This is a genomic window from Candidatus Methylomirabilota bacterium, from assembly GCA_028870115.1.
Taxonomy (GTDB): domain Bacteria; phylum Methylomirabilota; class Methylomirabilia; order Methylomirabilales; family Methylomirabilaceae; genus Methylomirabilis.
The window spans coordinates 28511-51279 of the sequence record JAGWQH010000048.1; the positions used below are offsets into that span (position 1 = coordinate 28511).

20 protein-coding genes and 1 pseudogene are annotated in these 22769 nt (G+C 60.1%); 11 read left to right on the forward strand and 10 right to left on the reverse strand.

Translation table 11 applies throughout. The features are described 5' to 3' along the window. Nucleotides 1-510: 510 nt before the first annotated feature. The 4 genes and pseudogenes from dcm (at nucleotide 511) to KGL31_05455 (ending at nucleotide 2662) form a co-directional block, all read left to right on the forward strand. Nucleotides 511-1101 carry a DNA (cytosine-5-)-methyltransferase gene (dcm, locus tag KGL31_05440; GenBank protein MDE2321347.1) on the forward strand — a complete coding sequence of 197 codons (591 nt, stop codon included), beginning with the start codon at nucleotides 511-513 and terminating at the stop codon, nucleotides 1099-1101. After that, a complete protein-coding gene (locus KGL31_05445) occupies nucleotides 1094-1369 on the forward strand; it encodes a hypothetical protein (GenBank protein MDE2321348.1) in 276 nt (91 codons plus the stop codon). The genes dcm and KGL31_05445 overlap by 8 nt, the downstream gene beginning before the upstream one ends. Then, nucleotides 1338-2123: an HNH endonuclease gene (locus KGL31_05450; GenBank protein ID MDE2321349.1), complete on the forward strand. Its 786-nt coding sequence runs from the start codon at nucleotides 1338-1340 to the stop codon at nucleotides 2121-2123. Before KGL31_05445 ends, KGL31_05450 begins: the two co-directional genes overlap by 32 nt. A gap of 6 nt (nucleotides 2124-2129) precedes the next feature. Beyond that, nucleotides 2130-2662: pseudogene (locus tag KGL31_05455) on the forward strand (HNH endonuclease). 160 nt (nucleotides 2663-2822) lie between these two features. On the opposite strand, the gene KGL31_05460 reads toward KGL31_05455, so the two are convergent. The 4 genes from KGL31_05460 to KGL31_05475 form a co-directional block, all read right to left on the reverse strand. After that, nucleotides 2823-3068, reverse strand: a complete 246-nt coding sequence (locus KGL31_05460; protein ID MDE2321350.1) for a hypothetical protein — start codon at nucleotides 3066-3068, stop codon at nucleotides 2823-2825. Between the two features lie 128 nt (nucleotides 3069-3196). Further along, nucleotides 3197-6589, reverse strand: a complete 3393-nt coding sequence (locus KGL31_05465) for a UvrD-helicase domain-containing protein (protein MDE2321351.1) — start codon at nucleotides 6587-6589, stop codon at nucleotides 3197-3199. Nucleotide 6590: 1 nt separating this feature from the next. Continuing rightward, complete coding sequence (locus KGL31_05470) at nucleotides 6591-9845, reverse strand: PD-(D/E)XK nuclease family protein (protein MDE2321352.1); 3255 nt, start codon at nucleotides 9843-9845, stop codon at nucleotides 6591-6593. Between the two features lie 281 nt (nucleotides 9846-10126). Further along, nucleotides 10127-11104, reverse strand: coding sequence for a WYL domain-containing protein (locus tag KGL31_05475; protein ID MDE2321353.1), 978 nt, complete (start codon nucleotides 11102-11104; stop codon nucleotides 10127-10129). A 260-nt stretch (nucleotides 11105-11364) separates the two neighbouring features. Here KGL31_05475 and KGL31_05480 point away from each other — a divergent pair, with 260 nt between their 5' ends. The 3 genes from KGL31_05480 (at nucleotide 11365) to KGL31_05490 (ending at nucleotide 12705) form a co-directional block, all read left to right on the forward strand. Next, nucleotides 11365-11853 carry a hypothetical protein gene (locus tag KGL31_05480; protein ID MDE2321354.1) on the forward strand — a complete coding sequence of 163 codons (489 nt, stop codon included), beginning with the start codon at nucleotides 11365-11367 and terminating at the stop codon, nucleotides 11851-11853. A 247-nt stretch (nucleotides 11854-12100) separates the two neighbouring features. Beyond that, nucleotides 12101-12379: a type II toxin-antitoxin system RelE/ParE family toxin gene (locus KGL31_05485; protein MDE2321355.1), complete on the forward strand. Its 279-nt coding sequence runs from the start codon at nucleotides 12101-12103 to the stop codon at nucleotides 12377-12379. Nucleotides 12380-12402: 23 nt separating this feature from the next. Continuing rightward, entirely contained in the window at nucleotides 12403-12705 is a 303-nt protein-coding gene (locus KGL31_05490) for a HigA family addiction module antidote protein (protein MDE2321356.1), read from the forward strand. Between the two features lie 254 nt (nucleotides 12706-12959). Here the strand turns inward: KGL31_05490 and KGL31_05495 are convergent, their stop codons facing one another. From KGL31_05495 to KGL31_05510, 4 genes are read right to left on the reverse strand one after another with little or no spacing between them, the layout of a single operon-like run. Continuing rightward, nucleotides 12960-13337, reverse strand: a complete 378-nt coding sequence (locus KGL31_05495) for a TraR/DksA family transcriptional regulator (GenBank protein MDE2321357.1) — start codon at nucleotides 13335-13337, stop codon at nucleotides 12960-12962. An 8-nt stretch (nucleotides 13338-13345) separates the two neighbouring features. Beyond that, on the reverse strand, nucleotides 13346-15598 hold the full coding sequence (locus tag KGL31_05500; GenBank protein MDE2321358.1) for an ATP-dependent RecD-like DNA helicase: 2253 nt from the start codon (nucleotides 15596-15598) through the stop codon (nucleotides 13346-13348). Nucleotides 15599-15623: 25 nt separating this feature from the next. Next, nucleotides 15624-15827 carry a Fe-S cluster assembly protein IscX gene (gene iscX, locus KGL31_05505; GenBank protein ID MDE2321359.1) on the reverse strand — a complete coding sequence of 68 codons (204 nt, stop codon included), beginning with the start codon at nucleotides 15825-15827 and terminating at the stop codon, nucleotides 15624-15626. 15 nt (nucleotides 15828-15842) lie between these two features. Beyond that, nucleotides 15843-16445 carry a superoxide dismutase gene (locus KGL31_05510; protein MDE2321360.1) on the reverse strand — a complete coding sequence of 201 codons (603 nt, stop codon included), beginning with the start codon at nucleotides 16443-16445 and terminating at the stop codon, nucleotides 15843-15845. 348 nt (nucleotides 16446-16793) lie between these two features. On the opposite strand from KGL31_05510, the gene KGL31_05515 reads away from it, so the two are divergent. The 3 genes from KGL31_05515 to KGL31_05525 all read left to right on the forward strand — a co-directional run bounded on the left by KGL31_05515 (nucleotide 16794) and on the right by KGL31_05525 (nucleotide 18164). Then, the gene (locus KGL31_05515; protein MDE2321361.1) at nucleotides 16794-17387 is read left to right on the forward strand and encodes an iron-sulfur cluster assembly accessory protein; all 594 of its coding nucleotides are present in this window, start codon (nucleotides 16794-16796) and stop codon (nucleotides 17385-17387) included. A 76-nt stretch (nucleotides 17388-17463) separates the two neighbouring features. Further along, on the forward strand, nucleotides 17464-17784 hold the full coding sequence (locus KGL31_05520; protein MDE2321362.1) for a nucleotidyltransferase domain-containing protein: 321 nt from the start codon (nucleotides 17464-17466) through the stop codon (nucleotides 17782-17784). Continuing rightward, a complete protein-coding gene (locus KGL31_05525) occupies nucleotides 17781-18164 on the forward strand; it encodes a HEPN domain-containing protein (protein MDE2321363.1) in 384 nt (127 codons plus the stop codon). The genes KGL31_05520 and KGL31_05525 overlap by 4 nt, the downstream gene beginning before the upstream one ends. 111 nt (nucleotides 18165-18275) lie before the next feature. On the opposite strand, the gene KGL31_05530 is transcribed toward KGL31_05525, so the two are convergent. After that, entirely contained in the window at nucleotides 18276-18980 is a 705-nt protein-coding gene (locus tag KGL31_05530) for an SCO family protein (protein MDE2321364.1), read from the reverse strand. Nucleotides 18981-19171: 191 nt separating this feature from the next. Further along, on the reverse strand, nucleotides 19172-20422 hold the full coding sequence (locus KGL31_05535; protein ID MDE2321365.1) for a selenium-binding protein: 1251 nt from the start codon (nucleotides 20420-20422) through the stop codon (nucleotides 19172-19174). Nucleotides 20423-20762: 340 nt separating this feature from the next. Between KGL31_05535 and KGL31_05540 the strand changes: the two genes are divergently transcribed. Further along, a complete protein-coding gene (locus KGL31_05540) occupies nucleotides 20763-22703 on the forward strand; it encodes an APC family permease (protein ID MDE2321366.1) in 1941 nt (646 codons plus the stop codon). Nucleotides 22704-22769: the final 66 nt, after the last annotated feature.

Sequence of the window (22769 nt, forward strand, 5' to 3'; positions counted from 1 at the left end):
AGTAAACATGATGGGTTTACTCCTTCATCACTCTCCAGATTGAGCCCCGTCAAGCCATTTGAAAATCTAACCGAACGGCTACCGTACATGGGTTCGCATTGCCTGTTGTTGCCGCTTAAGCCTTTTGCTGAATACCCAGCCTCGCCAGGAGGACGGATGTGGCATCTGGACAATTCAAGAGCTGCTAGACCACAAGGACGTGAGCACGACGATGATCTGCGCTACGTGTTAAACTGAGGCAGCAGGGGAGTCTACAGCCCGGCTGATCGCCTCGGATTGGAGGTAGGGAGTCCCGCTGATCAGCCGGGATAGGCTGATAAGACGTGCGGTGATTACCATGCTCCAGAAAGGTGAAAATGGCTTGCTAACTATTGAAAAAGCTAATAGGATTTGCCGCAACTACAAAACTCATCAGTGGAGATAAGCTGATCGGTCCACTTATAGTTCGCTGTATGGAGACAACAGTAAGATCGCGTTCTCCAATTCGCCGACATTTGGGATGATAGCCTGATGAACAAGAAACGCAGAATACCCGTTCGATACGGTAGACTGTCGGACAACGAATCGGTCTATCGCGTAAGACAGAAAGACCTACTGCGCGAGACCGGCCGGACATATGCACTTATAGATCTCTTTGCCGGTGCGGGGGGCTTAACGCTCGGCTTCACGGAATCGCTCGGTCAGGTGTTCGTCCCTGTCTGGGCCAACGATTTCAACTCCGACGCGACCAGGACATACAACGCGAATTTCGGCGAACATTGCACAACCGACGACATTTTGAGTCTGGTCGAAAACCGAATCGACGAAATACCGAAGGCCGATGTCGTTATCGGCGGCCCACCGTGCCAAGGATTCAGCCTGCTGAACAAGCAACGGGACGGCGATCCTCGGAAGCAATTGTGGGGGCCGTACCTGCGGATCGTCGAGCATTCTGGCGCAGAAATCTTTGTGATGGAGAATGTTCCGCAACTCCTCGGGTCGGCGGAACACGAAGAAATCGCCGAGGTCGCGCACTCGATGGGCTTCAAGATGGCTTTCGCCAAACTGTGCGCAGCCGACTACGGCGTAACACTATCCACAGGAGGTTGCAATCATGGCTAGGAAACGGTTGGTGATTGCCAGTTCAGATGGAGATACAATCTCCGTTCCTATGCAATCGGAGGGGCCGAGACAAGTCGGCAGTGTTTTGGTTGACGACGTAAAATATCACGTCGAGAGGATACGAGCGGCGGAGTATTTCTCCAAGTACAAGGTCGATGCTGATCCGGAGTACGAGCCGCAAACCGACCAGAATGGCTATTGCGTGATTTTTGCGCCTTTCTCCAAGAGGTTAGATCATGGTGCAGTCAAATCCAAAGTACGGCGTTGACTGGAGCCGGGACGAGTTGATTCTGGCACTCTATTACTATTGCCAGATTCCATTCGCTAGGACTAAGGCCAACAATCCAGAAGTCGTGAAGTTGGCCGATATTCTGGGACGGTCGCCGAGTTCTGTCGCGCGAAAACTCGGCAATTTCGGGGCGTTCGACCCTATTCTCGCCAAAAAAGGCATAAGCGGACTTACACACTACAGCAAAGCAGACAAAATGGTTTGGCTGGAGTTCGCTGACAAGTGGGATGCATTGGTGCGAGAAAGTCAGCGACTACTTGCTTCACTTGGAATCACATCCCAAGATGAGCAGACACACGATGAACCCGAATTTCTTCTGCCGACCGGGACAACCGAACGCCCGGTTGTTGGCGTTCAACGGGTCTATCAGGATTTCTTCCGGCGTGCCATCCTTGCCAGTTACGATTTCACATGCTGCGTTTGCGGCGCAGATCTCCCGATGTTGTTGATTGCGAGTCATATCATACCGTGGTCGGTGGATAAACAAAACAGAGTGAATCCTGAAAATGGCCTGTGCCTCTGTGTTCTGCATGATCGGGCTTATGATCGCGGCCTGTTGGCTGTTAACGACCAGATGGTTATCGTCATTTCGCGCGAAGCGCGGAAAAGTCGGAGCGAGTTTGTACGGCGCACCATCGTCGAGTTCTCGGACAAGTCGCTACATACTCCGCGACGATTCTTCCCTCGTCCGGAATTCCTGAAGTGGCATTTCGAAAACGTGTTTACGCAATAGGCGAACATGGACTTCTTCATTGCGAATGTCGGGAAAGTCATTACAATACAGAGGATTCGAAGGGTCGGCGGGATCAGCGAGTACGCTCGCCGAATTCGGGAACTGCGAGACGAGGAAGGCTACCAGATCAAGAGCCATGTAGACCGAGCCGACCTCAGCCCGGCCAGTACATCCTCCAAACTCTGGAGCAAAAACCGGTGATTGCCCGAGCGATTTCGCCTCAGTTGCGAAACGAGATTCTTGAGCGCAACGGATTCACCTGTCAATTGTGCGGTACCGGAGCCGGCGACCCTGATCCGTTCAATCCCAACCGCAAGGTTCGGCTCCATATCGATCACATCAAGCCGATCAGCCAGGGTGGAACGGATGACAAGGACAATCTCCGCGTTCTGTGTTCGGCATGCAATCAGGGCCGAGCGAATATCCAGCCACCTTCGGATACGGCACTGAATCTCCTTGCGAGGATCAGGAAGCTTCCTAAGGCGGAGCAACAGGAAATATTCAACTTCCTGAAGCGCAAGTTCCAAGAAAAAGATTAAGAGCCAGCAAACAACCGTTACAGCAGACGGTCCGCTGTGCGACCCGCCGCTGAACCAGAGCGATGGCGCGGACGCCTCGCGCCGCGCCATCGGAGTTGCAGATTGCCACCCGCTTTCTGTACGGTGCTTCGCACCGGCGATCACGCGGCTCCAGCGGGGGTCATCCGCGCGAGTCGGTTCGCCTTGCTCGCTTGCCCAAGCAGTTATCCTCTCGGATCGCCGAGACGTAGCTATCGCGCGTCGCGTCGGGCCGACAGGTGGCCATCACCGCCCGAAGTTCTTCGAGCATGATTGTGCGGCTGGTGTGCGTGCCCTTTGGCCCCCACCGAAAGCCGGCGTCTCGTAAGCGCGCTTCGTCGGCCTTGGTGCCGGGTCGCAACCAGTCTGCTGAAAGTATCGCGTCCATTGGGGGAATACTATACCATTTCGCCGGCCAGTCAGCCGGCGAAAATCGATAACTTCCTTTACCAGCCGTGCATGAGACATACTCTTTTATCCACACCCGCTCGACGCTCGCACCAATGTCCTTAAGTCTTAGCAATTTCCCGGGTTGGTGCGGCACAACGGCTCGCACCACCGAATGATGCCGTCAGCGGTGAAGAGAAGCCCGCATCGAAGACGACGGCTGGCAGTCACGCCGGTATTCTCTAATAGTCGGCCGTACATCCGTACCTGAGATACATATTCGGGGTAGGTTACATCAACAGATCCCTGAGGTGGAGCATCCGTCTTCAGGTCGATCACATCAAGCCGGTCTGCTGTCGCGCCAACAAGGTCGATATAGCCATTGAGTAATTGTCCATCCCCCCAGACGCCGGCGACCGGATACTCAATCTGCAGGTCTGGACCAATCGGGCGGAGGATGTCCTCCGACCGAAGCGCATCGAGCGCCCTTGATACGTCGCCCACGGCCTCATCCAGATGTTCAGTCAGCCCGAAGCGTTGTGCTGCACACCGGACCGCCTCCTCAACGGTCAGATTGCGATCGCGAAGCAGTTGGCCGAGGGCCTGATGAACTGTGCTGCCAAAGACGCTACCGAACCGCCCCTTGCGCGGCTTGCGGGTGGCAGGTTCGATCTGCTGCCACGCCTCGTCAAGCGCAACTGCGCGGGCCTGATCTGAAACGCTCACCGGCCGGTAGTGCGGGCGTACGGCCTCTGCACAGGCGACACTCCACCTGCTTGCCACCTGTTGTTCAATAGTCGTGGCGTCCCCACAGGAGCGTGAGGCGGGCTCTCCGACTGCCCTCGCCCACGCCGCCGCGGAGCCTTCCCTATACGTCTCCATCTCATGAGTCAGGGCGGAGTTAGGGTTATCGAGGAGGTCGCCGCATACGGATTTTCCTGGGGCGACGCTTCCGGCCCTCGGGACGACGACCAGGTCACGCGCCCGGGTGGCGGCCACATAGATGACCCGCCGCCGCTCCGCCTGAAGGTACGCGTCCTCGGTACCCTTAAGACCAAGCCCCTGAGGTTCCTCCCATGAGAGCGTCTTCAGGTTCATGATCCAACCTCGTGCGGTACGCTCCATGCGCCAGGCACTATTGCCGAGCTGCGTACTCCACTGGAGCTTACCGTCCCAGAGGATGACAACCGGAAACTCGAGCCCTTTGGCCTGGTGGACGGTCAGGACCTGCACCGCCTCAGATCCGACCGGGGACGGCGGATCGAGCTGGACCGGGGCGTCTACCCACTTGCGCAACTGGGCCGTCGCCGCGTCATAGTCCAGCCCTTCCGAAGCGGCGGTTTGCTCCAGCAGTACGCACAGCTCGCGAACCCGGGCCAACCGTTGGGCGCCATTCGGACTAAGGGCCACAGCGCGCGCGAAGGCGGTGCGGTCCAAGAGATCACGTGCCGTAGCTCCAACGGGTCGCTGGAAACGTAGCCGCCGGAGCTCGCGCACGAGTTCTCGCGCCTCTCGGACCCGGCCGACCCGTTCATCGTGAGAATCCTCCCCGCGAGCGGCCCTTTCCTGCAGGAGGTCCAAAAGGTCCACGGCAAAGAACGGGGGTCTGAGCAGTGCGGCCTCGGCGACCCCATCGTCGCGGTCGGCGAGCGCCCGTAGTCCTAGCAGGAACTGCCGGTTGAGCGGGTCCTCCAGGAACAGCATGCCCCCACGCGAAGCATAGGGAATCCCCTCGTCGTCCAGCCACTTGAAGAGGAGCGACAGGTTCCAGGTTGAAACGGCCAGAACCGCTATGTCGCCGTATCGCGTACGCCGTGGCCGACCATCCAACGGATCAGTAATCTGACGGTCGCTCGCCTCGACAAGCCATCGCAGGTACCGGGCCAGCACCCGCCCCTCGAGCTCCCGGTATTCGTCGGCAGCGTGACGAGTGGTATCCGAGAAGTCAAACGGCAGGATCTGCACGGCTGACTCTGATCCCCCCTCCCGTGCAGGGACGAGCGGCTGCTGGAACGTCCGTCCTGTGTCGGGATCGAAGGGACGTCCATCCGGCGAGGTGCCCAGCACGTGATCGAAGCGGTCGTTGAGCCAATTAATCAAAGGCGGTACAGTTCGGAAGTTTGCGGAAAGAGTTACCTCAAGGCAGCCTCCATGCTTGACAATCTGACGGGTCCGGTCGTACATGGCGATATCGGCCCGCCGGAACCGGTAAATCGATTGCTTCGGGTCGCCGACAAGCGTGAGGGCACTATCACGCAGGATCACCTCTTCCCACCGGTCGGCCGCCGGCTCACGCTCGCACAGGAAAAGAACGATCTCAGCCTGGAGCGGGTCGGTATCCTGGAACTCATCAACAAAAATGTGGTCGAACATGCGTTGAAACTCGGCGCGGACGCTGCGGTCGTGCACCAGGAGATCACGGAGCTTGATCAGGAGGTCGAGTTGGTCCAGTGCCCGGTTCCTGGCCTTCACCTTCTCGTAGAGCGTGACTACGACAGGGAACAGGCGGGCGAGGCGAGTTGCCATCCAGCGATGTAGGGGTGCGCAAAGGACATCCAGGAGCGGCGTCGAACGAGACCGGTCGGCCTCCGTGAGTCTCTTCCACACCTTCCATGCCGCCTCGTCGTTCTGGAACGTGTCCCGTTTGGTAACGTCATGCGGACGACGCTCCAACTGCTGCCGCAGCATCTGCAAAAGCCGAGCTGGATCGTCGAGGCTCCGCAGACTTTGAAGGCGTTCAGCCATCCTTATGATCCATGCAGTGCCCTGCGACGTCTCCTGGAGTGGCGTTGCCAGGTGGATATACTCGTCAGCGGCGGCCCGAAACGCAGCCAGGTCGAAGAAGGCGGGAGCCTTTTCCGGCGGTGGGATATCCCGCTCGCCAATGAAGCCAGCGACGAGCGCGTCCAGGCCATGCAGAGGCTGCCAGCCTGTTTCCTGCGAGTCGGCTGGGATTCCAACATTAAGGGCGTCGAGAATCGTCGAGGTGGCCTCTTGCGCGCGGGCTGCCGCCTCGGTGCCGGCGAGCTCCACATTGAGCGTCCCACTCTGGACGGCGTCCAGCAGGATCTCGGATGTGTCCCTTACAAGGCCACTGTTGTCCTCTGCAATCTCGTATGATGGACTGAGCTGCGCCTCCACCGGTCGCAAGCGCAGCAGCCGATCGGCAAAGCTATGGATTGTCCCCACATAGGCCGTATCGAGACCGGCCAGGGCGTCCTTTAAGCGTATTCCACGCTCGGCACTCAGCCGGGTCGTCGCCAGCTCCTCCAGGAGGCGCTGGCGGATCCGCAAACGGAGCTCGCCGGCTGCTTTCCGCGTAAAGGTGATAGCGGCCAGCCGATCGATGGCGATCGCCGGTACACTGTTGGTCGGGGCGAGCATCTCCACCAGACGATCCACAAGGGTCGTCGTCTTCCCGGTCCCGGCCCCGGCGTCGATCAGAACGTTCCGCGTGCGCTCGCAAACGGCCGCATCGCGCTGAGCCTGATCAGGTGCCGGCTTGCGTGACGTGCGGGCCATGTCAGTTCTCCGCCTCAAGGCCCTTCATTGTGGCAAATCCTGCGAGCGGCTTGCCGCCATTGGCAAGGACAAGAGCAGCCCGCTCGTAGGCCTTATTTCCGCACACAGGACGGAATGAGCAGTAGGTGCAGTCATCTGCATTCGGCGTGCGTGGAAACAGGCGTCCTTCAAGTAAGGTGGCTGCCACCTCCAGCCACGCCTGAGCGGCCGGCTCCAGGGTTTGGTGGAAGTCGTCGTGGAAGGAGCGCTCTTCGGCCCCTCGACCAATGTAGACATAGGCAGCGCTGATCCGGCTCGGGATCTGCCACTGATCGGCGAGGAGGTGCGTGACGAGACCATAGACGGCCAGTTGAATGTCCAGGATGGGTTTCGGATCGGTCTCCTTACCCAAGCGGGGATGAGGACGACCAGACTTGAGGTCGCGCACGACCGCTCGTCCTTGTTCGACGTCAAGGCGATCAATCCGGCCGCGCACGAAAAGTGAGCGACGACCGAGCGGCAGCTCCACCGGGGTCGGTCGCCCAAAGGTGCGCTCGACGGCCACAAATTGGCGCGAACCAGCCTTGCCCCAATCGTACTTGAGGAAATCGTGGATATCGCCTTGCAGCCGGTCATGCTGCCGGCTTTGGACTGCTCCACCCATAAGGGGGTATTGCCGTAAGAACTCTTCAAATAGACGCTTCACAACCTTATTCGCCTGCGGAAGCCAAGCTTTCAGGGTACCCTGGTGGGCCGAGAAGGCGGACCCGTGGATTCGATAAAACTCTTCAGCAACGTGGTGCAGAAGACCCCCATATATGGGCTGGCCAATGTCCCGTAGAGGGGGCGCCGATGCTGGTTCCTCGAGGCCGAGCAGGGTACTCAACGCGAACCGATAGGGACATTGGAGGAGCGTCTGGAGGGCTGAGGGCGAGAGCGGCCGGTCGGGGTGCAGTCCGGGAACGGCGACAGGTGTCCCTTGGATGCCGAGGATTCCATCCTGTGGCCCGGCCTCCTCAGCGTTGCAGAGTGCTGTGATGCGCCCGAGGTCAAGCGCTTGCGACCCGTTCCAGCATGCCGGCATGCCGATCGCGCCCATAGCCACGCCATCTTGCCAAGCCGATTCCCCCAGCGGTGTGTGCTCTCGGAATGCGCGCGCCGCGCGCCTGGCAGGGAGAAACGCATCGCGCTGAAGAGCTACGAAATCGGGAATGACGGCGCCGCGTGCACCGGTCGCAGAGTTGGGGCGCCCAAGCGCTGCAGCGGCTTCCAACAGCGCAGACGAGGGCTCACGCTGCGACCGCGCGACATCCAGCCGGGGAGTGGAGAGGGCGATTCGACCACCAGCACTGCGCATGACGATGTCGAAGGCATGGAGGGCTTCGAGGGCTCTGTCGGCTGCCGTCGGTGGGAGGGTGGTTCTGCCCTCCACCGCCGGGACCGTCAGCCTCGCTCGCAGTGAATCCGAAATGACAGGGTCCTCACCCGTCTGCGGAGGAAGGTGTCCTTCTGCGAGACCAATTACGCGTACCGCCCGGAAGACGAGTCCAGTGGTTTCGAGAACACTTCCTATGTAAACCGCCGGCTCACCGAAGCGACCGACCGGTATCCGAATCGATCTGAGTGATTCCTCAATAAGCCGCAGCGCCTCCTCACCTGTGAGAGCGCGGCAATCGGCCTCCGCCGTAATCGCGGCGAGCTGTTCATTCAAAAGTGCATGAGCTGGTGGGCCTTCGCCCGGCTGGAGCAACCACTCATCGAGGAATGTATGCAGAGTGGGCCACAGGACGTCGAGTGGGGCGTTCTCGACAAGGAGTGTGGCGACGCCAACCATCGCCTCCAGCGCTGGGCGCACGGCTCGCAGGTCAACAAGGAGCCGCTCGAGATCGCGCGCAGTCCTCGCAAGACTTGAACCTTCTGGATCATCGGCAGCCTCACGAGCCGACACAAGTTGGGCTTCGAGTTCCGCCTCGCGCTCGATGGCGCGTGTGCCCCACTCGAGCGCCCCCGAGGGACGTGCGGGGCTCCCTCCAACCGTACCCAGCGACCAGACGAGATCCGTCGCCGCTCCGCGCGAAAGGTGGCGGGCATCCGGAGAAGTCGTTCGGAGGGCAGGTAAGACATCAGAAAGCGCAGCGCCAGAGAGATGAGCACGAAGTGCGCGGATGATAGCGAGTACGCGGGCACCGTTTGCGGTATTTGTAAGGGGGAGCCCCCCTGCGACATGCACGGGAAGGGACCCGTCATGCCATGGGAGACGCTGGAGCCGCTCCGCGACGAAGCCGACAAGCGGGTCTGGCGCCGGTACCAGCACGGCGATCTCCTCGAGCGGTGTCCCGCCCAGGATTTGCCGGGCCACCCAGTCTGCCGTGGCCTCAATCTCCTCCTCGACGCCAGCGTGCTCCTCGAGGCAGACGGTCCCGTCCGGCCCGGCGCTTCGGGGACGTGTGGGGTCGGCCAGCACCGCAGGGGGCTCGAACAGATACGATACGAGGAGGTCACGCTCACTGCTGCTCGACCGAGGTGCGATTGTTGACCTGAGCGCGTCGCCCACCGGACTTCCGAAAAGCGCCTCAAGTCGTTCCAGGTAGTGTGGGCGGACCGGTCGCGCGACGAGCAGACCCAGCGCGATCTGTGGAATTGCTCGGAGGAATCGGCCCTCAACTGCGGTCACGTGTCCGGTGACGGGCGCCAGCGTCGGTCCGCAAAACGGCCAAAGGCCTGGATTGCGCTCGAGCGCGACGGCGGCTTCCAGATATATCCGCGCGTCCGTCCAAGACTGACCAGCCGACGCGTCCAAAGCACGCCAAACGGCTGCAACATCCCGGAATCTGGGGATTGCCCCAGGCCCTTCGAGATCTTCCGGTCTCAGGCCAGTACCCTCGAGATCCGAGACGGTCCGCGCGAACGCCTCATCCCAACCCGGCTTTGAGCGGAGAAGGTCCAGCGAAAAGTGCTCGAGTTGGAGTCCGCCCCGGAACAGCGCCAGCAGCCGGGCCTTCCGGAGAGCTTCTTCTTCCGCCCTGAACGTGATCCCCGCGCCACAGAGGACCTCGACCGCCGCGATGACAGGGGTCAGAAATCGCGTTCCGGCGAGCGCGTCGGGATGTCCGGCGCACAGGAGCTCGCGTCGAAGTGAATGCGCCACGCGCTCGTTCGGCACCAGCACGGTTCGAGAGGCCAGCGGGCCCTCGACTGGTAGTTCGGCGATTGCCTCTATCCAGTCACGAGTGCTCCAGAAGACCTCAGCACTCACCTGTCGCGTTGGCGCTATCATCTATCCCCCTACACGGTCTGCCGCCAGCGCTGGCCAGTGCGACTGCACACGATCCACGCTAGGCCTCTGCTGCAACCGTACTTTCTGGCTATGGCCTCCAAAGTCAAGCCACCGGCAGCGTAATCTTGCTGCATCTGCTCCCGCTGCTTGCCAGTGAGTCGGGCTTTGCCCTTCTGCTCCATTTTCGTCTCCTTCACAATCACCCCGCGGAAGGTTCTGACCACTGGGTCGTCCACGTACGGCAAGTGTACACGTTTCCTGTGGCAGCTAAGGTCACACTATTAGCGATACAGTGTGCCTGCGGTCCGGAGTTCTTCAGCCACCAACTGGCGCAGGGCCTTCGGCTGAAGGACTGTTGCGGCGCTGCCCCAGCTCAGGATCCAGCGGATAATCTCGATCTTTCCACCGGCCCGAAAGCTGAGACGCAGGTCGCCATTGCGAAGCTCGGTGAGATTTTGGGTCGGGTGCCAGATCCGCTCGCGGATGTAGGGAGCTTGATCCTTCCGGAAGCGGAGGACGACGTTCATTGGCTCCTCCGACGTGACTCCGAACGCCTTATCCCGAAGCGCCTCAAAGGAGAAGCCTTTGATGATGGTGAAGGGGTCGTCGGTTGGAGTGAGGTTCTTGATCCGTTCCACTGCCAGGGTGATGACAGCCCGGTGGGCTGGGACAAAGGCGAACAGGTAAAGCCCGCCGTGAAACTCAAACAACCGGTAGGGGTCAAGCTGGAACCGGGACGGCGCATCCCGTTGGGGCGATTGATACTCTACGAGGCAGCGGCGTCGCTCCAGCATCGCCTGGCATAATGTCGCGATCGTGGTACGGTGAGACTGGTACGACTTGGCGCCTTTCTGATAGGGGCTGAAAAGGGGACTGGTGAGCGCAAGGCGATCCAGCTCGCGTCCCGGGATGTGTGTCTTGACCTTGGCCACGGCTGTCTGCAGGTCGTCGTGGAGTTGGGTGCCCCCGAAGGAGTCCGTGGCCGACGCGGCGAAGGCAAACGCGAGCAACTCTCCAATGGTGAAGGGAATGCTGACGGTGGTTATGGATGAGCCGGCCAGCAGGCGGGGGTGGCTCTTGACGCCGTGGGCGTCGCCCGAGATGGGAAAGCCGACCTCCTCCAGGACCCGGAGGTCGCGGTAGATGGTCTCGCGGCGCACATTGAAGCGGGCGGCGAGATGCTCGACGTGCGGATGCTCGCCCTCCTGGAGAGCCTTCAGGAGACCCTGAAGTCGAATGGCCTGGCGGCTGCGTCGCATCGCTCTCCCCCGACGATTACACTGCTACAAACGAGACTCTCAGAGGCTCCTTAAGCAGCTTAGGGAACTTAAAGCAGCTTACTCTATCTTAGAGCTGAGAAAGACGTCAAGAGCAAAGCTTGGCATGACAATAATAGTAAATCATTTACTGCGTGCAGAATTTCCTGTGGCCGAAGGTGCCACAGGGCTGGTGTAGACTGAAACTATCAGTGAGGCGCGAAGCTCTTGTTATTTCATACCACCGAAAGGATGGGACGACGATGAGCGATGTACGGATTGCGGTACCGAAGTCGCCGAAGCGGATCAGGATCACCGACAGCGATGCCTTGATGGAGCACGCACAGATATTGCAACTCAGGTCGCAAGCCCACGATCTGCTTGACCAGCAACTGAGGCTGGCCCAACAGCGGGTGGAGGAGGCCAGGCTCAAGCTTCGGGAAGCGGAGATCGCGGCGAAGCAGGTGGAACTGGCGCTGAACGCCATCGCGCTGCAGGAGCGGAAGGCGCTGGAACGGTTCTTCGCCACTGTCCGGCGAGCACACCCCCAGGTCCGGGCGATAGCGGAGCGGTATGACAGCGCCGTCTCCTTCATCTTCGATTCCGATGGGCGGTCCGTGTGGGTGGTAGCGCTGTTCAGCAAATCAGCGCCCCCGGCACTGAGAACGGTTCCGGATGATGCGGTATCCTGGTCCTCTGAGTATGAGGATCAAGAGGAGAGCAGCGACGACGAAGAGGACGACGAATCGTAAGCCCTGCTCGCATGAGTGAGATCGCACCGCTTATCTTCAGCCTCGTGGGCGGGACGTTTTAACGGGGCCTCAGCCTTGGTCCTGGCACCGGGCAGATGTGGTACGCAGCGCCGGTGGGTTCCTTCGACTTCCAGATACAGGTAGCCTTAGACAGTGGGTCCAGCGATCAGAAAGAAATGCCGATCACGGTGAAATGGGCTTTCGTGACGACAATCGACACTTATCACTATTCATGCTATATTGAATTATGATTCGACGGTTGAGGCATAAGGGGTTGAGACGGCTGTTTCAACATGGTGATGTCAGGGGTATCTCCCCGGACCTGATCGAGAAAATCGAAAATATCCTGTTCGTGTTGAACCGCGCCAGAAGATTCGAAGATATGAACCTGCCAGGGTTCAGACTGCACCGGCTTAAGGGTAACCTCGCAGGCTTCTGTAGCGTGAGTGTCCGGGCAAACTGGCGCGTTATCTTTCGCTTTGAGGAAGGCGACGTATACGATGTAGATCTGATCGACTACCATTAGAAATGAAAAAAGGAGAACACGGCATGCGCATGAAGAATCCCCCCCATCCTGGAAGGATTGTCCGCCAGGAGTGCATCGAGTCACTTGGCGTGACAGTGACAGAGGTAGCGAAACGCCTTGGCGTGACGCGGCAGGCCCTTAACAACCTGGTGAACGAGAAAGCCGGGATATCTCCGGAGATGGCGATCCGGCTTTCTAAGGCCTTCGGCAGCAGCCCCGAGGTATGGCTCGGTCTACAGATGGAGTATGACCTTGCTCAGGCAGAACGACACGATGCGAAGATCAAGGTGAATCGAATTACCGTCACGCATTCTGCCACGCACTAGGGGATGCCGATTTCTGTCATTGGTCGGGCGGCGCTTTAGCGGCGCAAGAGGCCTGACGGCTAAGATGGCGCTGGACCAATCCAACAAAGGCCCCCTCATCCGTTTACGCGGCTTCTTCTTCGAGTGAAATGACCAGGCATTATCCGAACGCCTCCTTAGTGGTGTGACGATGCTGGGAGGCGTTGTTTAGATAGCGCCGCATGGTGTCCTCCATGATACCGGTGCGGAGGTCGTCGTCGCGACTGAACAGACACTCACCGTTGTTCCTCCCACTCTTCCTGGCAGGCTGCGCAACGCTGGGCGAAGGGGAGGGCCTGCAGGCGAGGTAGCGGAATCTCCTCGCTGCAGCCGGCGCAGCGGCCGTAGGTCCCTGTCTTGTGGCGCTGGATCGCCGCGTCGATCTGGGCCAGGAGCTGCTGCTGTTGTGCCACCATGGCCAGGCTGATGTTACCTTCCGGGGCCGCCCCCCAGCCGTGAGAGCCCGGCGCATCCCGCATCTGCGACTCCTCCCGCCGCTCGTGGAGCGCCTGGCGGATCCGCGCGGCAAGTCGCTCGCGCCGTTCGGTCAGCAGCGCCAGGATCTGCGCACCTCTGGTCTCTTCGTCGATATCCGCATGATTGTGCGCGTTCACCGATGACCTCATTCGGAAGGCAGGGGCGACCGACCGGTCGCCCCTACAGGGCAGACACACAGACCGTTTTGCAGTCGCGCCACGAGGCCCGTGTAGCGCTGCTGGATCTTCTGGTTTTTTACGGCGATGGCGATGGCCTTTTTGGTGCCTACCAGGACGACCAGGCGCCTGCCTCGCGTGATCGCCGTGTATAGCAGATTGCGCTGCAGCATGACGTAGTGCGCGGTGTGAACCGGGATGATGACCACCGGATACTCGCTGCCCTGGCTCTTGTGGATCGTGACGGCGTAGGCGAGCACCAGTTCATCCAGCTCATTGAAATCGTATGTGACCGGGCGGTCGTCAAACCGGACGGTGACCTCGCGATCCTCGAGATCAAGCTTGATAATCCGGCCAATGTCGCCGTTATAGACGTCCTTCTCATAATTATTCCTGATCTGCATCACGCGGTCCCCGCGACGGTAGAGGCGACCGGCGCGAAGTAACTCCGGCCCTGACGGGTTCAGGAGCGCTTGCAGCACCTGATTCAGTTGCATGGCGCCGATCGGTCCTTTCTGCATCGGGCTCAGGATCTGCAACTCCTCCAGCGGATCCACGCGATGCCGCGTTGGCAGACCGCTCGACGCCAGCTCCAGGATTGCCGCCTGGACCTCCAGAGCTTCTTGTTTGGCGAGCAGGTAACAGTCACCTCGCTCCTGCGCCTCCCAATCAGCGCAGAACGGCATCTCCCCACGATTGATCCGGTGGGCATTGACCACAATCTGGCTCTCCCGGGCCTGCCGGAAGATCTCGGACAGCCGGATCACCGGTACGAGGCTCGACGCGATGATGTCGCGCAGCACGGCGCCAGGCCCCACCGATGGGAGCTGGTCCACGTCACCCACCAGAATCAGACCGGCATCCGGAGGGATGGCCTTCAGGAGGGAGTTCATCAGCACCACGTCGATCATCGAGGCCTCGTCCACGATCACCAGATCGGCTTCCAGTGGTCTGTGGTGGTCCCGCTTGAACCGGCCGTCCTTGGGGCTGAACTCCAGGAGGCGATGGATGGTCTTGGCCTCCCGCCCCGTGGCCTCACTCATCCGTTTCGCCGCTCGCCCAGTGGGAGAGCAGAGGAGCATTCGGCGATGTTTCTTTTCCAGGATCTGCAGGATGCATCTCAGGATGGTCGTCTTGCCGGTGCCGGGACCGCCGGTGATGACCAGTAGCTTACGTATGAGGGCCTCACGAATGGCCTCTTTCTGTTGCTCCGCCAGGCTCAGCCTATTGACCTGTTCCGACCAGAGAATGGCGCGTTCGATATCGATGTCCGTAGGGAGCGCGCCGCCTTCAGCCAAGGTCTGCAGGCGTCGAGCGACCCCTTCCTCCGCTGCGTACAGCGAGGCGAGATAGACCGCCACCCCTTGCGGCCCCGGCTCACCTGTCTGCGTGCGGTCACGCACAGGCAGGCAGATGACCCGCTCCTCGTGTCGAAGCCGCTCAACCGCCTGGGTCACCAGATCCTCGTCCACCTCCAGAATGCTGACGCTCGCTTTCGTCAGGGCATCGAGCGGGTAGTAGACGTGGCCCTCTCCGGCCAGCTCGTTCAGGACATGGATCACGCCAGCCTCTACCCGGAGGGGCGAATGCGGCTCAATCCCAATCGCCTGGGCGATTCGGTCCGCGGTTTTGAATCCGATTCCGTAAATATCCTTAGCCAGCCGGTAGGGGTTCTCCTGGACAATGGTGATGGAGGATTTTCCGTAGGTCTTGAAGATCTTGGCGGCATAGGCGGAGGAGACGCCGTGGCCCTGCAGGAAGATCATCACCTCCCGGATCTCTTTCTGCTCCTCCCAGGCGGTGCGGATTCGGTGAAGTCGGACCTCGCCGATCCCATCCACCGTCAGCAGGCGGGAAGGCTCCTCCTCAATGATGCGCAGGGTGTCAATGCCGAAGGCCTCCACCAGCCTTCTGGCGAAGACCGGGCCGATTCCTTTGATGAGGCCGGAGCCCAGGTACTTTTCGATTCCGGCCACGGTGGCGGGGGTGATGGTTTCGAACGCCTCGACCTTGAACTGTTCGCCGTACCTGGTGTGCTGGACCCACTCACCGGTCAGCTTGAGGGTCTCGCCCGGCGTGACGGTTGGCAGGTTACCGACAATGGTGGCCAGGTCGCGACGCCCCGACACCTGGAGCCTGGCCACCACATAGTGGTTCTCTTCATTGACATAGGTGATTCGCTCCAGCGTCCCCTGGAGCGTGTCGTATGACTGGGCAGGCATCAGGGCGCCACTCCGACGTGAGAGTTTAGCCTGTCACCTCCTCGTACCAGGCCATCTGAACCGCCTCCAGCTTGGCCTCCGAGACGCCGTTGGGGTCGTCGTCGAAATCCGCGAGTTCAGTGATCCACCTGTGCAGAGTGGTAAACGGGACCTCCAGCGGATCCTGCTCAGGATGCGACTGAATCAGGGCCTGGGCAATTTCGTACGTGTCGTCCCAGTACAGGCTCATCTTTCTCAGTCTGCTTTATAGGGCCGCCTTCGGCGCATTGGCGTACCGCCGTGCCACAGCAGACCAATCGATGCCCTTGAAGAAGGCTTCGATGTAATCAGCCCGCTTGAGCCCGTAGTCGATCATAAAGGCGTGTTCAAACACGTCCATAATCAGCAGCGGGACGCCCCCGGCCAGGTGACCGGTGTCGTGCTCATTAATCCAGACATTGCACATTCGATTGGCGACCGGGTCCAGGTACAAGACGACCCAGCCGATCCCCCTCATAGTTCCCGTTCCCTTGAAGTCTTTCTGCCAGTTGTCGTAGGATCCAAAGTCGGCTGCGAGCTTCTGATATAGCTCTGAGGCCGAATCCAGACCCTTTCCACCTTTGACCATATTCCCAAAATAGTACTCATGCAAGCGCATTCCATTAAATTCCCAGCCAAACCGCCGCTTCAACTCTGCGTACTCCGGCGCGGCGGTCTTCCCTTCTTTCAGCATCTGACTCAACGCATCAGCCAGCTTATTGGTATTGGCGACATACCCCTGGTAGAGTGTAAAATGATTTTTCATGAGCGGATCGCTCAATCCCTCGATTCCCAGCAACTGCTCATAATTTCTTGCCTCGTACGCCATTGAGTGCTCCTCCTTAGATAAATTGATACGAGTTGACCTGTCTGTCACCACGAGACGTCGCTGGGCTGCCAGCGCGCGGGTGAAGTCACGAAACGCCTCACTGAAAACGTACTGACATTCAGGATGCCGGAGTTGGTTCGGATCAGACCACATATTGCCAAGGTCGATATAGTATCGCAAAAGAGAAAAAAACGAAAGGGCGCAAGGCTACTGATCGCGCCATGCTGAATAGGCTCTTCGAGTTGACGTGAAGGGACCTTTGCGTCTACCATAAAAGTGATCCGACTTTGACATGACACCGAGATTGAACCAATATGTATGGGCGTTAAGCCCCGGAGGAAGGAACAGATGCTCACGATCACTGAATCGGCAAAAAAGAAGATCCTCGAACTTATGGAGGCGGAGAGCCAGCCGGATATAGGGGTGCGTGTGGTGGTGACAGGGGGAGGCCCTGGAAGCTTTCGCTACGGGCTTGGGTTTATGGCCGAGAGGGATAAAGGGGCCGACGACACGGTGATCGACGCCGGCGGCTTCAAGGTCTATGTCGATGCCGAGAGCGCGCCGAAGCTCCAGGGCGCCACCGTGGACTTTATCGAGGGGATCAACCAGAGCGGCTTCAAGATCGACAACCCGAACTCCGGATGGAAGGATCCTGTAGCGGCGGCTGTCCAGCGGGTGATAGACACCAGGATCAATCCGGGCGTGGCGTCGCATGGCGGATACGTGACGCTGCTCGACGTCAAGGATGGTATCGCCTACATCACCTTCGGAGGCGGGTGTCACGGTTGCGGGATGGCCGATATGACACTCAAGCAGGGGGTTGCTGTGGCGATCCAGGAGGCGGTTCCGGAGATCCGCCAGGTCCTCGATACGACCGACCATGCGGGCGGTACCAATCCGTACTACCAGCCGTCCGCGCACGGCGTCTCTCCTGAGGTCTAACTATCTATCTACCGCTTCCCCGAAATGTCGGCGGAGGCGATAAAGCAGGTTGCAGGCGGATAAGGAAGCCGAGTCGATGAAGGCCGACGTAAAGACACTCATAGCGGAGTTGAAGGATGGGCTGCAGGTGCTCTACGGCAATCGTCTGAAGGGCCTGTACCTGTTCGGCTCCTATGCCCGGGGAGAGGCGGACGAGGAATCGGACGTTGACGTACTGGTCGTTCTCGACGATTACGAGAGCTACGGCGCGCAGATCGATCGCGCCGGGGTGCTGGGTGCGGAGCTGTCATTGCGGTATGGGGTGAGCATCAGCAAGGTGTTTCTCCGGGAGCGGGAGTGGCGCCAGGGAGATACACCGTTCCTGACCAACGTCAGGGGCGAGGCGGTCGCCGCGTGAAGGAAGCGACGGGGAAGCTTCTCGATAAATCCGCGCGCGCCATCGAGACAGCGCGCAGGACCCTTGCGATCCCGGACACGGAAGCGGCGATGGCCCGCGCCTACTACGCGAGGTTCTACGCCGCTGAGGCGCTGCTGTTCGAACGAGGGCTGACATTCAGGAAGCACGCCGGTGTCCATGCCGCCTTCGGTGAGCACCTCGCCAAGCCCGGAATTGTGGACGCGAAATATCACCAGTGGCTCTTGCTCGCGTTTGAAAAGCGGATCATTGCGGACTACGAGGTCGATAAGGCGATCCGGCCCGAGGAAGTCGAAGAGGTGATTCGGCGCGCAAGCGAGTTCCTCGAAGTAGCCCGGCGGTGCTTGGAAGAGAGCACATGACCAGCAACCGCAGGCTGATCGAAGATTTCCTGCCGACAAGGGCGGAGCGGAATGCGCTGCGAGCGGTTAAGGCCGTCGGACCGGGATTCACTCCATCCTCTCTGACCTGGCTTACCTGGCTTCCCGCTGATCGGCGGTCTTGGCGGCCAGCACCGTCTTGATGTCGTTGACCATGACCTGGGGAACCAGGGAGCCCGCGCTGTAGATGTTGCGGACCTGCCCCTCCTGGTCCACGAGGAACACCTTGAGGACATGACGGTATCGGCCGGTGAAGCGACCCTCCTCGTCATAGACCCTCGCTCGATCCTGCCCATAACTCTCCAGCGTCATCTTGAGAACCTTATCTGAGGGGGCCGTCAGCAGATGCCACAATGACGGCTTCGCCCCAAAGATGCGTCCGTAATCGGTAAGCTGCTTCGGGGTATCGTGTTCAGGGTCCAGGCTGATGGACAGGAGCACGGCCCGGTCCTGGAGACCCTCGCGCAGCAGTTGAGCCTGAAGCTCCCGGAGCGCAAGGCTGGCCAGAGGACAGCCAAGCCGGTCGGTGCAGGCCGTGTAGATGAAGCTGACGACCGCCACCTTGCCGTGCATGAGGGTCGCGGTGTTGACGCGGCGACCGGCGGCATTGATCAGGAGGACCGGCGGGACGCGCTTGATCGCGGGAAGGTCGTAGCTCCCGGCCGCAGGCGGGATGAACTTGGGCGAGAAGACGCCCTGCATATAGGTCTCTTCCAATTCCGGGATCTCGTGGGCATTGACCGTCCGGAAATCGGGCGCGAGAAGAGTCGCCGCAATCCAGATACCAGTCGGTATCAACCAGTACCGCCTCCGCGCCCGTGAGCATGAAAGTCCGATGCGAGGACTCCCGCGCCGTGAGTTGTCATTGCGAGCGACCGAAGGGAGCGCGGTAATCTCACCGTAGTTGCACTGCGAGATTGCTTCGGTCCCCTTCGCTTCGCTCTGGGTCCCTCGCAATGACCTCGAGGAACTTTCCGGGCAACGCATGGCTACTCAGGCCCGGCGCGCAGAGCCTTGCTCCCGAAGTTCATCAGGTGAGCCCGTCCCACCGAGTTGAAGTCCGTGGTGAACTTGTGTACGAGCTTTCCGTTCTCCCACGCATAGGCCTTGAGCCAATAGTCGCCGGGCTTATCCCATTTCGACAGCAGCGAGTTGGTGACGTAGATTCGCGTGCCATCCCACGATTCGGACACCATGTTGGCCGTCTCGCCCAGCTTCACCTGCCCGATCAGCTTGGCTTCGAATGGGTTCGAAATATCGTACACTCTCAACATTCCGTCCATGAATGATGCGACGTAGAGCTTGCTATCGTCCGGCGCGATGCTGATATCGACCGGGAGCGTGTCGCCGAGGTCGGCGATAGACTTTGCAGCCCAGGTGCCGTCCTCCTTCTGGTGAATGAGGACAAGCTGGTGAGCAAGTGCCGTTGCCGTAAAGGCATAGTAGTGGTTCGGCAGCAGCGCCCAGCGAAGCTCAAGCGGCGCGCCGGGGACTTGCAGGATCTGCAGCGGTTTGCGGGCATGGAAATCCCACACGACCACCGTATCGCCGAACTCCTTCATGGCCTCTGCATCCTTGACCAGCTCACCGAGCGGTCGCATGTAGTTCTTCTTGCCGGCAAAGGCGGAAGTCAGCATGCGGTTCAGATTGATGTTGACCCGCACGTCATAGCCATAAGGCGCCTCCTTCGGCATCCAGATCGTCCGGATGAAACGCCCTTCGTTGGAGTATTCCGCCAGCCCTGTCCGGCCTGAGCTGTCTTTCGCGTTGGAGAGCGCCGAGATCAACATCCGTCCCGGCAGGGCGTAGAACGTGTGGGGGCCGACCAGGCCGCCCGTATCCTTGACGAAGCTCTTGATGGTCTTGACGAGCTTAGGCTTGGCCGGATCTGAGGCGACATCGAAGATGAAGATGTAGCTGTCGTCCAGACCTCCGGCCCACAAGTATCGCCGGTCGTCGGTGAAGCCGGCGTGGTGGGCCTCGTGCTGCCCTGGGACGGAGACCCGATGGATAATCTGCCCGTAGGTCTTGGACTTGGGGTTCGTGTCAACGGTGACGAGGCTGTCGTTGCCGTCGGCGACGCCCTCAACCCCCAGCGTCCAGACGTAGACATAGTCTTCCTGTCCGGTGACCTTGGGCAGGAACGGTGACTGGCAGGTTTCATCGGCTAGAGCAGGGCTACCCATCAGCAGAACAGCCACGAGCCACAGCATTCCTGTCAGGCGATATCGCTTTTTCATGCTCGTTCCCCTCTCTCTGGGCGCTTTTGGATTCTCACACCTCAAGTGCATTCTTTCATACCCCCTCAACTCGGGTCAAGGCCACGCTTCCACCATCGTTACTGCAAGTCAGCTTACCGATCATCTTTATTTACAACTCCTTGATACTCCGGGCGTCGATCTTAACGGCCTTTTGATTTGACCGGACGCGTCCCCCGATCCTAAGTTGATTAAGGGACGGGGAGAGCGACGGGAGGAGATGATGCTGGATCTCGTACATCTGGGTATGGCGTTCGCCGGTTTTGCGCTTCCGTGGGCGCTGATCAGGCTGTGTGCGCACCTGTAGAGATGGAGTGATACGATGCCTATGCTCGACGAAGAGACTGAACTCAAGGTATTCGAGCGTGTCGTAGAGTACCGACCGCCCTCCTCGTGGCGTACATGGCTCTTTGGCCGTCCGCTTGCCAGTGCGGACGCGCCTCACCAGACCATCGGCAAGACGATCGGTCTGGCCGTGTTCGCCTCCGACGCGCTGTCATCGACCGCCTATGCCACCGAGGAGATTCTGCTCGTCCTGGCCGCGGTGGGTGCAGCCGCCTTCGTCTACGCCTTTCCGATCGCCATCGCGATTGTGGCGTTACTGACGATCCTCACCCTCTCGTATGAACAGACCATCCACGCCTATCCGGGCGGCGGGGGCGCGTATATCGTCGCGCGGGACAATCTTGGCGAGCTCCCTGCCCAGACGGCGGGCGCGGCGCTCCTGACCGATTACATCCTCACGGTATCCGTCTCTGTCGCGTCGGGTGTGGCCCAGCTTACCTCTGCCTACCCATCCCTCTTCCCCTATCGGGTCATCCTGTCCGTTGTGCTGGTCCTGCTCATCATGGTGATCAACCTGCGGGGTGTCAAAGAATCCGGCGTAACCTTTTCCATCCCCACCTACTTCTTCCTCGCGATGATATTCTTGACTATCGGGATCGGCTTCTACCGCTACATGACGGGGAGCCTTGATGCGGTCGTCAATCCGCCGTCCCTGCGAGCCCCGGAGATGGCCTCGGTGACGCTCTTCTTGATCCTCCATGCCTTTTCGAACGGCACCACTGCCGTCACGGGGGTGGAGGCCATCTCGAACGGCATCACGGCATTTAAGGAGCCCAGAAGCCACAACGCGGGGATTACGCTGATCTGGATGTCAGCCGTCCTGGGTACGCTCTTCTTGGGCATCACCTTCCTGGCGGTCAAGGTTGGCACCATCCCCGGGGAGGAGGAGACGGTAATCTCGCAACTGGCCCGCACAGTATTCCATGGGCAGGGACTGCTTTATCTGACCACCATCGCAGGCACGACCCTCATCCTGGTCATGGCCGCCAACACGGCCTTTGCCGACTTTCCCCGGTTGTGTGCCCTGCATGCCGGCGACGGCTTCCTGCCCCGCCAACTCACCTACCGAGGCAGCCGGCTCGTTTTTTCGCGTGGCATCGTGGTCCTCGCCCTCATTGCCTCGCTCCTGATCGTGCTGTTCCAGGCCAGCGTGACCGCCCTGATCCCACTGTACGCCATCGGGGTATTCCTCTCCTTCACGCTCTCGCAGGCCGGCATGGCCCGTCGCTGGCGGAAGGTTGGCCGCCTCGCGCCTGGCCAGGAGGTGCAGGAGCGCGGCTCGACGCTCCGCCATGATCCACGCTGGGCGTTCAAGATGGGGATTAACGGATTCGGCTCGTTCTGCACGGCAGTCGTGATGCTGGTCTTTACCGTCACCAAGTTCCGCGACGGCGCGTGGATCGTCGTCCTCCTTGTGCCTGCGATGGTCGTGGTGTTCTTCGCCATCCACCACCACTACCGGGACCTGGCCGCGCACCTGTCGTTGGAGGACTTCGGCGCGCCCCAGCGCATGTCGCGACATCGGGTGATCATGCCCATCAGCGGCGTCCATCGCGGCACCGTCGCCGCGCTCCGCTACGCCCGATCGCTCTCCGACGACATCACGGCGGTCTACGTCTCCATGGATCCGACTGATACCGAGCGGGTGCGTAACAAGTGGGAATGGTGGGGAGAGGGGGTCCGCCTCATCGTCCTGCATTCCCCTTACCGGCTGTTCCTCGAACCTCTGGTTGGCTACATCGAGGAGATCGCGGCTCAGCGTCAACCCAATGAGACCATCACCATTGTCGTGCCGCAGTTCGTGCCCCGCCGCCGGTGGCATAACCTCATGCACACTCAAGCCGCCATGTGGTTGCGGATGGCCTTACTCTTTAAACGCGGGGTTGTGGTAACCAACGTCCCCTACCAACTCGATTAATCACGATGAGTCAGGAGGACCATGATGCTGGATCTCATCTATGTGAGCTTGGCCCTCGCCTGCTTC

Bases quoted from the DNA above. Each gene is read 5' to 3' on its own strand.
- dcm (MDE2321347.1), top strand. From the start codon at position 511: ATGAACAAGAAACGCAGAATACCCGTTCGATACGGTAGACTGTCGGAC.
- KGL31_05445 (MDE2321348.1), top strand. From the start codon at position 1,094: ATGGCTAGGAAACGGTTGGTGATTGCCAGTTCAGATGGAGATACAATC.
- KGL31_05450 (MDE2321349.1), top strand. From the start codon at position 1,338: ATGGTGCAGTCAAATCCAAAGTACGGCGTTGACTGGAGCCGGGACGAG.
- KGL31_05460 (MDE2321350.1), bottom strand. From the start codon at position 3,068: ATGGACGCGATACTTTCAGCAGACTGGTTGCGACCCGGCACCAAGGCC.
- KGL31_05465 (MDE2321351.1), bottom strand. From the start codon at position 6,589: ATGGCCCGCACGTCACGCAAGCCGGCACCTGATCAGGCTCAGCGCGAT.
- KGL31_05470 (MDE2321352.1), bottom strand. From the start codon at position 9,845: ATGATAGCGCCAACGCGACAGGTGAGTGCTGAGGTCTTCTGGAGCACT.
- KGL31_05475 (MDE2321353.1), bottom strand. From the start codon at position 11,104: ATGCGACGCAGCCGCCAGGCCATTCGACTTCAGGGTCTCCTGAAGGCT.
- KGL31_05480 (MDE2321354.1), top strand. From the start codon at position 11,365: ATGAGCGATGTACGGATTGCGGTACCGAAGTCGCCGAAGCGGATCAGG.
- KGL31_05485 (MDE2321355.1), top strand. From the start codon at position 12,101: ATGATTCGACGGTTGAGGCATAAGGGGTTGAGACGGCTGTTTCAACAT.
- KGL31_05490 (MDE2321356.1), top strand. From the start codon at position 12,403: ATGCGCATGAAGAATCCCCCCCATCCTGGAAGGATTGTCCGCCAGGAG.
- KGL31_05500 (MDE2321358.1), bottom strand. From the start codon at position 15,598: ATGCCTGCCCAGTCATACGACACGCTCCAGGGGACGCTGGAGCGAATC.
- iscX (MDE2321359.1), bottom strand. From the start codon at position 15,827: ATGAGCCTGTACTGGGACGACACGTACGAAATTGCCCAGGCCCTGATT.
- KGL31_05510 (MDE2321360.1), bottom strand. From the start codon at position 16,445: ATGGCGTACGAGGCAAGAAATTATGAGCAGTTGCTGGGAATCGAGGGA.
- KGL31_05515 (MDE2321361.1), top strand. From the start codon at position 16,794: ATGCTCACGATCACTGAATCGGCAAAAAAGAAGATCCTCGAACTTATG.
- KGL31_05520 (MDE2321362.1), top strand. From the start codon at position 17,464: ATGAAGGCCGACGTAAAGACACTCATAGCGGAGTTGAAGGATGGGCTG.
- KGL31_05535 (MDE2321365.1), bottom strand. From the start codon at position 20,422: ATGAAAAAGCGATATCGCCTGACAGGAATGCTGTGGCTCGTGGCTGTT.
- KGL31_05540 (MDE2321366.1), top strand. From the start codon at position 20,763: ATGCCTATGCTCGACGAAGAGACTGAACTCAAGGTATTCGAGCGTGTC.